Below are 11,300 nucleotides of genomic sequence, written 5' to 3' on the forward strand. Positions count from 1 at the left end.
GTGGGGCCGGGTCGACGAGGAGGGCACGGTCTACGTGCGCACCGCCGACGGCGAGCGCGTGGTCGGGTCGTGGCAGGCCGGTGAGCCCGAGGAAGGGCTCGCGCACTTCGCGCGCCGGTTCGACGACATCCGCACCGAGGTCGAGCTGCTCGAAACCCGCCTCGCGGCCGGGTCCGGCGACCCCAAGCACGCGGCGACGAACGCCAAGCACATCAAGGACTCCCTCGCCGAGGCGCACGTGGTCGGCGACCTGGTGGGCCTGGAGGCCCGGCTCGACCAGGTGATCGCGCACGCCGCGGTCGCGCTCGACCACGCCAAGCACGCGCGGGACGAGGCGCGGGCCGGTTCGGTGGCCCGCAAGGAAGAGCTGGTCACCGAAGCCGAGCAGCTGGCCGAGGAGTCGACGCAGTGGAAGGTCGCGGGCGACCGGCTGCGGCAGATCCTCGACGAGTGGAAGACGATCAAGGGCGTCGACCGCAAGACCGACGAGCAGCTGTGGCGCCGGTTTTCCAAGGCCCGTGACACGTTCAACCGCAGGCGTGGGTCGCACTTCGCCGACCTCGACCGCCAGCGCTCCACGGCCAAGTCCCGCAAGCAGGAACTGGTCGAAGAGGCCGAGCTGCTCTCCGAGTCCGACGACTGGGGCCCGACGGCCGCGCGCTACAAGGAACTGATGCTGGAGTGGAAGTCGGCGGGCCGCGCGCCCAAGGACGCCGACGACACGCTGTGGCAGCGGTTCCGGGCCGCGCAGGACAAGTTCTTCAGCAGGCGGTCCTCGGTGTTCGACGAGCGGGACGCGGAGTTCGCGCAGAACGCGAAGCTCAAGGAAGAGCTGCTCGCCGAGGCGGAGAAGATCAACGTCAAGGGCGACCTCGAAGCGGCCAGGGCCCAGCTCCACAAGATCCAGGAGAAGTGGGAGCTCGTCGGGAAGGTCCCGCGTGAGCGGATCCGCGAGCTCGAGGGCCGCATGCGCACGATCGAGGAGAAGGTCCGGACCGCGGCGGACGCGCAGTGGCGCAAGACCGACCCCGAGGCCGAGGCGCGGGCCGCGCAGTTCCGTGAGCGGGTCGAGCAGTTCGAGGCGCAGGCCGCGAAGGCTCGCGCGGCCGGGGACAAGCGGCGCGCCGAGCAGGCCGAGGCTCAGGCCGCGCAGTGGCGTGAGTGGCTGGCCGCCGCCGAGCAGGCTGTCGCTTCCCGCTGAGGATTCGTGAAAGGCCGCCCTCCGGGGCGGCCTTTCCCATACCCGCGAGTCGCCCCGTCCAGCACTGAAGATCGTAAAAGGCCGCCCCGAAGAGCGGCCTTTGTATGTAGGGCGAGCGATGCTTTAGAGCCTGGACCAAGCCGTGCGGAACCAGAGGACGCCGAGGGTGACCATGGCGATCTCGCTGATGATCAAGCCGATGCCGGGGCCGGGCGACGTCAAACCCGCGACCGACTGGCGGGTCCAGATCGCCAGAAGGCCGTCCACCGAAGCGAACCACGACCCCAGCGCGCAGACCCAGGTGAGTCCCCAGCGTCGGGTGATCAAGGCCAGCGCCGAGGCGACGACGCCGAACAGCGCCGCCGTGGCGGCGAACAGGCGCGGGACCATTCCGGCCTTGCCCGCCGCATCCCCTTGGTGGAGAAGGACTTCCCAGCCGGGGGCGGTGCCCATCCACGGCAGCAGGTAGCCGATGATCAGCACGAACACCGCGACCGAGATGATCACCGCTCGGCCACCCAGCTCGACTGTGCGGGCCGCTTGGTGCTCGACTTCATCGATCTCGCGCTTGAGACCCGCCATGTCGTCTTCGCTCACGTGGTCACGCAACCGGTGGCCTCGGGCAGCGGGGCGGGCACACCGAACGCGGGCAGGCCGAGGCCGACCCCCGTCGTCTTCGGGCGGATCCCGGCCTCGTGGTGGTCGCCCGCGCGGGTGCGGCGGTGGGACACGACGTCACCGTCGGCGACCAGGTGGTGCGGAGCCGCGTAGGTGATGGTCGTTTCGACGACGTCGCCGGGGCGGATCGACTCGGTGGCCCCGGTCGGGGCGAAGTGCACCAGGCGGTTGTCGCGGGCGCGGCCGCTCATCCGGTGGGTGTCGGCGTCCTTGCGCCCCTCCCCCGCCGCGACGACGACCTCGACGGTGCGGCCGACCAGTTCCTTGTTGAGGTCCCAGGAGATCTCCTCCTGCAGGTCGATCAGCCGGTCGTAGCGCTCCTGGACGACCTTCTTCGGCACCTGCCCCGCCATCGTCGCCGCCGGGGTCCCGGGGCGCTTGGAGTACTGGAACGTGAAGGCGCTGGTGAAGCGGGACTGGCGGACGACGTCGAGGGTGCCCTGGAAGTCTTCCTCGGTCTCACCGGGGAACCCGACGATGATGTCGGTGGTGATCGCCGCGTCCGGCATGGCTTCGCGGACCTTCTCGATGATCGAGAGATAGCGGGCCGTCCGGTAGGACCGGCGCATGTCCTTGAGGACCTTGTCCGAACCGGACTGCAGCGGCATGTGCAGCTGGTGGCACACGTTCGGCGTCTCGGCCATGGCTGCGATGACGTCGTCGGTGAAGTCCTTGGGGTGCGGGGAGGTGAACCGGACCCGCTCCAGGCCGTCGATCTCGCCGCAGGCGCGCAGGAGCTTGCCGAAGGCGAAGCGGTCGCCGAACTCGACACCGTAGGAGTTCACGTTCTGGCCGAGCAGGGTCACCTCGAGGACACCCTCGGCGACGAGGGCCTCGACCTCGGCCAAGACGTCGCCGGGGCGCCGGTCGCGCTCGGTGCCGCGCAGCGACGGGACGATACAGAAGGTGCACGTGTTGTTGCAGCCCACCGAGATCGACACCCAGCCGGAGTGCGCCGAGTCGCGCCGGGCGGGCAGCGTGGAGGGGAAGACCTCCAGCGACTCCAGGATCTCGACCTCGGCCCGCTGGTTGTGCCGGGCCCGGTCGAGCAGGGCGGGCAGCGACCCGATGTTGTGGGTGCCGAAGACGACGTCGACCCACGGGGCGCGGCGGACGATCTCGCCGCGGTCCTTCTGGGCGAGGCAGCCGCCGACGGCGATCTGCATGTTCGGGTTCGCCGTCTTCGCGGGGGCGAGGTGGCCGAGGTTGCCGTACAGCTTGTTGTCGGCGTTCTCCCGGACCGCGCAGGTGTTGAAGACGACGACATCGGCCACGGCGCCGCTGTCGGCGGCGACGTAGCCTGCGTCCTCAAGCAACCCCGACAGCCGCTCGGAGTCGTGGACGTTCATCTGGCACCCATAGGTGCGAACTTCGTAAGTGCGCGCGCTCATCTCGCTGTCCGAGGGTACGCGGCCACGCCGGTCCCGCCGAAGGCAGGCGTCTGGCACGATCGGCCAATGGTGCGGACACGACTCGGCGGCATGGTCCTGGCCTTGGTCTTCCTGGCGAGCACGCTGTCCGGGTGCGACAGCCAGTTCGCGGGCGTCCGGCTGCGGATCGCCGCCGGGTTCCCCTCCGGGGTCTATCACAGCCTGTCCGAGTCGCTGGCCGCCGCCTGGCAGCGGCAGCTCGCGATCGAGCGGCCGGAGGTCCTCAAGACCAGCGGGTCCCCGGAGAACATCCGCAAGCTGTGCGCGGGCGATGCCGATGTCGCGTTCAGCGCCGCCGACGTCGCCGCGCAGCCCACGAACACGCAGCGCAAGCCGCAGGCGCTCGCCCGGCTCTACGACGACTACCTGCACATCGTGGTGCGCGGCGACGGCTCGATCCGAAACCTCGACGGGCTGCGCGGCGCGCGGGTGGCGATCGGGTCGCCGGAGTCCGGGGTCGCGTTCATCGCAAAACGCCTCCTCGACCTCTCGGGGCTGTCCGACCCGGGCACGCTGACCAAGGTGCACCTCGGGCTGACCGAGTCCATCGAGGCGTTCAAACGCGGGGAGGTCGACGCGTTCTTCTGGTCGGGCGGCCTGCCGACGAAGGCGATCACCGACCTGGCCGCGGTGGTCCCGCTGCGCCTGCTCGACCTGACCGACGCGATGCCGCCCATGCGCAACCAGTACCCGGTCTACAACACAGCGTCGATCCCGGTGTCGACGTACAACCTGGCGGGTGGACCGGTCACCACACTGGCCGTGCCGAACTACCTGCTCGTCACCGACGCGATGCCCGCCGACGTCGCCGAGGCGCTGGTCCGGGGGCTGTTCGACGCGCACGGCGAGCTGGCGAGGGCCAACCGGGCGGCCCTGGCGATCGATATCCACTCCGCCATCGAGACCGATCCGATCCCGCTGCACGCGGGCGCCATACGGTACTACCGCGACGAGAAGGCCTGACTCAGAGCCGGTCGGCGGGCAGGTCGACAGTCACCCGCAGGCCGCCGCCATCGGGCAGGTCGAGCCGCAGGTCCCCGCCCGCCCTGGCGACGATGCGGCTCACGATGGCCAGGCCCAGCCCCGAGCCGGGGACGTTCTGGTGGCTGTGGCTGCGCCAGAACCGGTCGGTGGCGCGCTCCAGCTCCTCTGGTCGAAGGCCCGGCCCGTGGTCGCGTACCGACAGCCGCACGACGTCGTCGACCACGCCGACCGCGAGCTCCACGGAGCTGCCTGATCCGGTGAACTTGAGCGCGTTGTCCAGCAGCGCGTCGAGGATTCCGTCGACGCCGCGCGGCGGGGCCATCGCCCACGTGTCGCCCGCCGCCACGACGCAGTCGAGCGCGATGTCGCGCGAGACCGCCACGACCCGCCAGTCGGCGACCCGCTCGGCGACGACGGTGTCGACATCGGTGGGCACCAGGTCGCTGCCCGCGCTCTCGGCCCGCGCCATCGACAGCAGTTCGTCGAGGATCTGGTTGAGCCGGTCGGCTTCGGCGGCCGCGGCGACCCGATGGACCTCGGCCTCCTCGTCGACGTGCCCTTCGAGGTTGACCAGCCGCAGCTTGAGCGCGGTCAGCGGGTTGCGCAGCTGGTGGGAGGCATCAGCCACGAACGCGCGCTGCGCGGCGAGGGTGTCGCCGACGCTGGCCGCCATCTGGTCGAATGACCGGCCGAGTTTACGCAGCTCAGGGGGCCCGTGGGCGCCGCCGACCAGCTCGGCGTCCCGACCGCTCACCACGGCGCTCACCAGCGACCCGGTGGCTTCGTCGAGCCTGCGCACGGGCCGCAGGATCCACTGGATGACCGGCACCGCGAGCATCAGCGCGAGCCCGAACGCCAGTACCCCGCCCGCGCCGATGAGCAGCCACCACCACAGCATCCGGGCCCGGCTGCGGTCGGTGGGCGAGACGGACACGACCGCGCCGCGCACCTCCCCGTCGACCAGCACCGGCCCGGCCAGGACCAGGGGCTCGTCATCCCACGGCAACAGCAGCGGCCCGGCCTTCGGGCGGGTGCCCGCGAGCGCGGCCCGCACCTGCTCGTGGACCTCTGGATCGGTCAGGTCGACCGGGCTGGGGGCGGCCGCCCGCCCCGAGCCGACCGCCGGGTTGGCGTCCTGGTCGACGATCACGACGTCGATCCCGTAGATCTCGGAGTACCGCTGCAGTTCCTCCCGCAGCGACTCGGGCCGGGCGTCGGTCAGCGGGCGCTGGGCCATCGAGGCGAACCGGCTCGTGTCGGTGAGCCGGTCCAGGAAGAGCTTCTGCTGCTCGGCGCCCGCCACGGCCAGCGCCAGCGGGATGCCCAGCCCGAACACCACCAGCGCGACGAGAAACCAGATCATCCCCAACAGCCGCGTGCGCACGAGACCCTCCCCAGGTTGCTCAGGCGAGTTTGCCCGGCTGGTTCGCCAGCCGGTATCCGACCCCGCGCACAGTCTCGATCAGGGCGGGCCTGCCGAGCTTGGTGCGCAGCGTCGCGACGTGCACGTCGAGCGAGCGGTTCTCCGCCGCGCCCGCCCGACCCCACGCCTCGGCGAGGATCTGGTCCCGTGTGCACACCGAGCCCTGCGCCGCGACGATGAGCGAGAACACGTGGAACTCCTTGCGGGACAACGCGATCACCGCACCGTCCACAGTGACCTCGTGCCGGTCGAGGTCGACCCTGACGTCCCCGACCTCCGCGACCCCGGCCAAGCCGGGACCGCCCGGCGTGGGCGACTTGCGCCTGCGCACGGCATGCACGCGGGCGACGAGTTCGTCGACGTCGTAGGGCTTCACCAGATAGTCGTCCGCCCCCGCGCGAAGACCGAGGATGCGGTCGTCGACCTCACCGCGCGCGGAGACCACGATGACCGCCACGTCGCTGGCCGCGCGGATCTGTCGACAGAGGACGATGCCGTCGACATCGGGCAGGCCGAGGTCGAGCAGGACCACGTCGACCTCGCGCACGGTGTCGAGCACCCCGGCGCCCGAGGCGAGCCGCTTGATCGCCAGTCCGCGCCGCACCAGGGCCGGGATCAGCGCCTCCGCGACCCGGTCGTCGTCTTCCACGAGCAGCACTCGCACGCGTGTCCTCCGGTTCAGCAGGCGGCTGTGTGACAGAGTTGAGACCCTAAGTGTTGCTCAACTGGCCTGGACATCGGCGGGAGCCGGAGTAGGTTTCCGCCATCGCGTGCCCGCCGAAGCCGCAATCGTCACGAACGCGCTCGTGGAGGACCTACATGACCGCCTCGAACACCGCCCCAGCCATGATCCGGATGGAGGCGGTGGACAAGTACTTCGGGACCTTGCACGTCCTCAAGGACATCAACATCGAGGTCCCGAAGGGCCAGGTGGTCGTAGTCCTGGGCCCGTCGGGTTCAGGCAAGTCGACCCTGTGCCGCGCCATCAACCGGCTGGAGCCCATCAACTCGGGCCTCATCGAGGTCGACGGCCAGCCGCTGCCCGCCGAGGGCAAGCAGCTCGCGCAGCTGCGCGCCGAGGTCGGCATGGTGTTCCAGTCGTTCAACCTCTTCGCCCACAAGACGATCGCCGAGAACGTCAGCCTCGCCCCGCTCAAGGTGCGCAAGCTGTCCGCCGCAGAGGGGCGCAAGACGACGATGGCGCTCCTGGAGCGGGTCGGCATCGCCAACCAGGCGGACAAGTACCCGGCGCAGCTCTCCGGCGGCCAGCAGCAGCGCGCGGCGATCGCGCGAGCGCTGGCGATGAAGCCGAAGGTCATGCTGTTCGACGAGCCGACCTCCGCGCTGGACCCGGAAATGGTCCAGGAGGTGCTCGACGTGATGACCTCGCTGGCGAGCGAGGGCATGACGATGCTGGTCGTGACCCACGAGATGGGCTTCGCCCGAAAAGCAGCCAATCGGGTGATCTTCATGTCCGACGGCGAAGTTGTCGAGGACACCACACCCGACGAGTTCTTCACCGCGCCCAAATCCGCGCGCGCGAAGGACTTCCTTGGCAAGATCCTGACTCACTAGCTAGTCCCACAACTGTTCGGCTGGACCGCAGCCGAATCGGAAACAAAGGAGCACCACATGCGACTCCGGGGCCTTCTGGTTGGCACCGTGACCGCCGCTCTCGCCCTCTCGATGACCGCTTGCGGTGACAAAGGCAACGACGCGGGAACCAATCCACCGGTCAACACCGAAGCGAAGTTCGATGAAGGCACGACCATGGCCACGCTGCAGAAGGCGGGCAAGGTCACGATCGGCACGAAGTTCGACCAGCCGCTGTTCGGCCTCAAGGGTCTCGACGGCAAGCCCGCGGGCTTCGACGTCGAGATCGGCAAGCTGATCGCGGCCAAGCTCGGCATCTCCGCGGACAAGATCGAGTGGGTCGAGACCCCCTCGAAGATCCGTGAAGAGGTCATCGAGCAGGGCAAGGTCGACTTCGTCGTCGCCACTTACACGATCAACGACAAGCGCAAGGAGCGCATCTCGTTCGCGGGCCCGTACTACGAAGCGGGTCAGGACCTGATGGTGAAGAAGGACTCCGACATCGCGGGTCCGGAAGCGCTCAAGGCCGCCAACGCCAAGGTCTGCTCGGTCACCGGCTCCACGCCCGCCGAGAAGATCAAGCAGTACGTCGACCCGGGCAACATCGTCCTGTTCGACGTGTACTCGAAGTGCGCCGACGCGCTGCGCACCGGCCAGGTGCAGGCCGTCACCACCGACAACGTGATCCTGCTCGGCCTGATCGACGCCAGCAAGGGTGACTTCAAGCTGGTCGGCAAGCCCTTCACCAAGGAGCCGTACGGCATCGGCATCGAAAAGGGCGACATCAAGTTCTGCGAGTTCATCCACAAGACTCTGACCGAGTCGTCCGCCGCGTACGAGAAGGCGTGGAAGGACACCGCGGGCAAGGTCGCGCCCGACACCCCCAAGCTGCCGACGCTGGCCGCCTGCAGCTGATCGACTGACCCGCGCTCGGGGCGTCTGCTGACCGGCAGGCGCCCCGGGCCTCAATCGGGCTCGGAGTCCACGTGAACGTCATTTTCGAGAACTTCGCGCTGTACCGCGACGGGTTCTTCAAGACCCTGCTCATCTGCGCCTACGCCATGGTCGGCTCGCTCGTCCTCGGGACGATCCTGGCGGGCTTCCGAGTGTCCCCGGTGCCCCCGCTGCGGTGGGTCGGCACGTCGTGGGTCAACGTCTTCCGCAACTGCCCGCTGACCGTGGTGCTGTTCTTCTGCGCCTTCGGCCTGCCGGAGGTGGGGATCAACGGTGCCTACTTCTGGTTCAGCATCGCGGCCCTGGTGCTATACACCTCGGCGTTCGTCTGCGAGGCCGTGCGAAGTGGCATCAACTCGGTGCCCGCGGGTCAGGCCGAGGCGGCACGCGCGGTCGGACTGACGTTCGGCCAGTCGCTGACAACCATCATCCTGCCGCAGGCGGTCCGCACCGTGGTGCCGCCGCTGGGCAGCGTGATCATCGCCATGATCAAGAACTCGGCCATCGTCGGCGCGTTCGGCGTCGGCGGGGAACTGTTCGCGGTGTCGGACACGCTCACCGGTTCGCGCGGTGAGGCCGCCCTGCCGGTGCTGACCGGCGTCGTCGTCGCCTACCTGCTGATAACGATCCCCGGCGGCATCTTCCTCGGCTGGCTGGAGCGAAAGGTGGCGATCGCCCGATGAGCGCGTCCGTCCTCTACGACGCCCCCGGGCCGCGGGCCAAGCGCCGGGTCCTGCTGTTCAGCATCCTCGCCGTGGTGGGTCTGCTCGCTGTCGTGTACGTGGTGTACCGCCAGCTCGACAAGCAGAACCAGTTCGACGCCGACAAGTGGACTCCGCTGTTCGACCCGAGCGACGCGCAGTTCAACCTTGTCTGGAACCGCATCGGCGAAGGGCTGGCCAACACGCTGATGGCGGCCGCGCTCGCCGTCGTGTTCTCGCTGATCATCGGCACGCTGCTGGCGGTCACCCGGGTCACGTCGGCACCGTGGTACCGCTGGATCGTGGTCGGTCTGATCGAGCTGCTGCGTGGCATCCCGGTCGTCATCGCCATCTTCTTCGTCGCACGCGTGCTTCCGCAGTTCGGTGTGAGCCTGGAACCGATGTGGTACCTGGTGATCGGCCTGACGCTCTACAACTCGGTGGTCATCGCCGAGATCGTGCGAGCGGGCATCAACTCGCTGCCCAAGGGCCAGCGGGAAGCCGCCGAGTCGCTGGGCCTGACCCGCGGGCAGGTGCTGCGGCTGGTGTTGCTGCCGCAGGCGTTCCGGGCGATGCTCCCCGCGCTGATCAGCCAGCTTGTCGTGGTCCTCAAGGACACGTCGCTGGGCTTCATCATCAGCTACGAGGAGACGGTCCGGGTCGCGGGCCAGGTCGTTCAGGTCCTGAGCAACCCGATCCAGACCTATCTGCTGATCGCGGTGATCTTCATCGTGGTCAACTACGCGCTGAGCCGGTTCGCGATCTACGTCGAACGCAGGCTGAGCCGCGGCAAGAAGGCCGCCAAGACCGACGAGGGAGCCGCCGTCGTGCACGCCGACGACCTCGCAGGCGCTGGCGCCAACGTGGGCTGAGTCCGACCTTCGATGGCCGCTTCCCGAACCGGGAGGCGGCCATCGTCGTCTCTAGCGCCTGCTAATTAGCGGCGCGTGGGCAGGGCGGTGCCGGTACGGACCGGGTCGAGGACGAACATCGTGCTGTAGCGCTGGATGTTGGGCGCGTCCTTGAGTAGCCGCTCGGACACCTCCCGGAAGTGGGACATGCCCGTGGTCGCCAGCACCACGACGAAATCCGTCTCCCCCGAGACGCTGTAGAGATGCTGGACCTCCGGGGCGGGCAGGAGTCTGCGCCGGAACGCGGCATGCAGCGCGCGGGACTCCTTGGCAAGCGTCACCAGACATACCGCGAGGAGCACGGCGACCTGTGCCGGGTCGAGCACGGCGACCTGACGCTCGATGAGCCCTGCCTTGCGGTAGCGGTCGATCCGGCGCTGCACGGCGCTGGGTGAAAGCGACACCAACTCGCCGAGTTCACCCAGGGTGCGGGCGGAGTCCCGCTGCAGCAAAGCAAGCAGCTGATGGTCGGTGTCGTCCATGGCGGCTGTGGTCACGCAATAATCTTGCGCGCCGGCGAGAAATCTTTCAATCGCGACCATGGCTGCCTCGGTTAGCGTCGCGGACATGAGACAAGGGCCGGCGCTCGCCGCCGCGGGCGCGGTGGCCATGGGGAGTTCCGCGCCCATGCTGAAGATGCTCGCCGGGTCCGGGCTCTCGGCGGTCAACGTGATCCAGGGTCGCATGGTGATCGGCGCGGTCGCCTTGCTGCTCCTGGCGGTGGCCACCCGGCGGAACCTGCGGATCCACTATCGACACTGGTGGCTGCTCGGCCTCTACGGCGTGTTCACGTTGTCGCTCAACCAGGTCAGCTACACCTTCGCGATCACCCGGCTGGTCGGGATCACGCTGCTGATCGAGTACCTCGCCCCGGTGCTGATCGCCCTCTGGATCCGGTTCGTCCGGCGCACGCGACTGCCGGTGACGCCGTGGGCGGGTATCGGCACGACACTGCTCGGGCTCGCCCTGGTCAGTCAGGTGTGGACGAAAGTGTCGTTGGATGTGCTGGGCCTGCTCACCGCCATGGTGGCGGCGGCGACGCTGGCGGGCCGATTCCTGCTGGCCGAACACGGTCTGCGGGTGCACGACCCGTTGGTGCTCACGTCCTGGGGCGCTGTTGTCGGCGCGGTCAGTCTGCTTCCCCTGCAACAGTTCCCGTTCGAGCAGGTGGACGCGAAGGACTGGTTCCTGCTCACCTGGATCGGTGTCGTCGGTATGGCCGCCGCGGTCCTGCTCAGCGCCTTGGCGCAGCGCACGATCTCGTCGACCGCCGCGAGTCTCATCTCGTGCGTGGAGATCCTGGTGGGCGCCGGGCTGGCCGCGGTGCTCCTGGGCGAGCTGCTGACACCCGTTCAGCTCGTCGGGTCGGTCGTGATGCTCACCGGCATCGTCGCCGCCCAGGTGGCGCTGGCCAGGGCTTCCGGG

General features: G+C 69.1%; 12 protein-coding genes. 7 read left to right on the forward strand and 5 right to left on the reverse strand.

Annotated features, from left to right (window positions below; genetic code table 11):
* The coding region (locus ACRDSQ_RS03455) for a DUF349 domain-containing protein (RefSeq protein ID WP_431418684.1) at positions 1-1,201 on the forward strand (1,201 nt) is incomplete at its 5' end.
* A gap of 123 nt (positions 1,202-1,324) precedes the next feature.
* On the opposite strand, the gene ACRDSQ_RS03460 is transcribed toward ACRDSQ_RS03455, so the two are convergent.
* The gene (locus ACRDSQ_RS03460; protein WP_431418700.1) at positions 1,325-1,783 is read right to left on the reverse strand and encodes an Rv2732c family membrane protein; all 459 of its coding nucleotides are present in this window, start codon (positions 1,781-1,783) and stop codon (positions 1,325-1,327) included.
* An 11-nt stretch (positions 1,784-1,794) separates the two neighbouring features.
* Positions 1,795-3,270 carry a tRNA (N6-isopentenyl adenosine(37)-C2)-methylthiotransferase MiaB gene (miaB, locus tag ACRDSQ_RS03465; protein WP_431418686.1) on the reverse strand — a complete coding sequence of 492 codons (1,476 nt, stop codon included), beginning with the start codon at positions 3,268-3,270 and terminating at the stop codon, positions 1,795-1,797.
* 66 nt (positions 3,271-3,336) lie between these two features.
* On the opposite strand from miaB, the gene ACRDSQ_RS03470 reads away from it, so the two are divergent.
* Positions 3,337-4,272 carry a TAXI family TRAP transporter solute-binding subunit gene (locus tag ACRDSQ_RS03470; protein WP_431418688.1) on the forward strand — a complete coding sequence of 312 codons (936 nt, stop codon included), beginning with the start codon at positions 3,337-3,339 and terminating at the stop codon, positions 4,270-4,272.
* A gap of 1 nt (position 4,273) precedes the next feature.
* Here ACRDSQ_RS03470 and ACRDSQ_RS03475 read toward each other — a convergent pair whose 3' ends face one another.
* Complete coding sequence (locus ACRDSQ_RS03475; protein WP_431418690.1) at positions 4,274-5,677, reverse strand: sensor histidine kinase; 1,404 nt, start codon at positions 5,675-5,677, stop codon at positions 4,274-4,276.
* A 19-nt stretch (positions 5,678-5,696) separates the two neighbouring features.
* Positions 5,697-6,380, reverse strand: a complete 684-nt coding sequence (locus ACRDSQ_RS03480) for a response regulator transcription factor (RefSeq protein WP_431418691.1) — start codon at positions 6,378-6,380, stop codon at positions 5,697-5,699.
* A gap of 182 nt (positions 6,381-6,562) precedes the next feature.
* Here ACRDSQ_RS03480 and ACRDSQ_RS03485 point away from each other — a divergent pair, with 182 nt between their 5' ends.
* The 4 genes from ACRDSQ_RS03485 (at position 6,563) to ACRDSQ_RS03500 (ending at position 9,836) form a co-directional block, all read left to right on the forward strand.
* A complete protein-coding gene (locus ACRDSQ_RS03485) occupies positions 6,563-7,291 on the forward strand; it encodes an amino acid ABC transporter ATP-binding protein (RefSeq protein ID WP_431418702.1) in 729 nt (242 codons plus the stop codon).
* Positions 7,292-7,378: 87 nt separating this feature from the next.
* Entirely contained in the window at positions 7,379-8,224 is an 846-nt protein-coding gene (locus ACRDSQ_RS03490) for a glutamate ABC transporter substrate-binding protein (protein ID WP_431418693.1), read from the forward strand.
* 71 nt (positions 8,225-8,295) lie between these two features.
* Positions 8,296-8,946, forward strand: a complete 651-nt coding sequence (locus ACRDSQ_RS03495) for an amino acid ABC transporter permease (RefSeq protein ID WP_431418695.1) — start codon at positions 8,296-8,298, stop codon at positions 8,944-8,946.
* Positions 8,943-9,836: an amino acid ABC transporter permease gene (locus ACRDSQ_RS03500; protein WP_431418697.1), complete on the forward strand. Its 894-nt coding sequence runs from the start codon at positions 8,943-8,945 to the stop codon at positions 9,834-9,836. Before ACRDSQ_RS03495 ends, ACRDSQ_RS03500 begins: the two co-directional genes overlap by 4 nt.
* Before the next feature lie 65 nt (positions 9,837-9,901).
* Here ACRDSQ_RS03500 and ACRDSQ_RS03505 read toward each other — a convergent pair whose 3' ends face one another.
* Complete coding sequence (locus ACRDSQ_RS03505) at positions 9,902-10,372, reverse strand: Lrp/AsnC family transcriptional regulator (protein ID WP_431418698.1); 471 nt, start codon at positions 10,370-10,372, stop codon at positions 9,902-9,904.
* Positions 10,373-10,442: 70 nt separating this feature from the next.
* Here ACRDSQ_RS03505 and ACRDSQ_RS03510 point away from each other — a divergent pair.
* The coding region (locus ACRDSQ_RS03510; protein ID WP_431418699.1) for a DMT family transporter at positions 10,443-11,300 on the forward strand (858 nt) is incomplete at its 3' end.

Origin of the sequence: Actinokineospora sp., from assembly GCF_050699995.1 — a bacterium.
Taxonomy (GTDB): domain Bacteria; phylum Actinomycetota; class Actinomycetes; order Mycobacteriales; family Pseudonocardiaceae; genus Actinokineospora.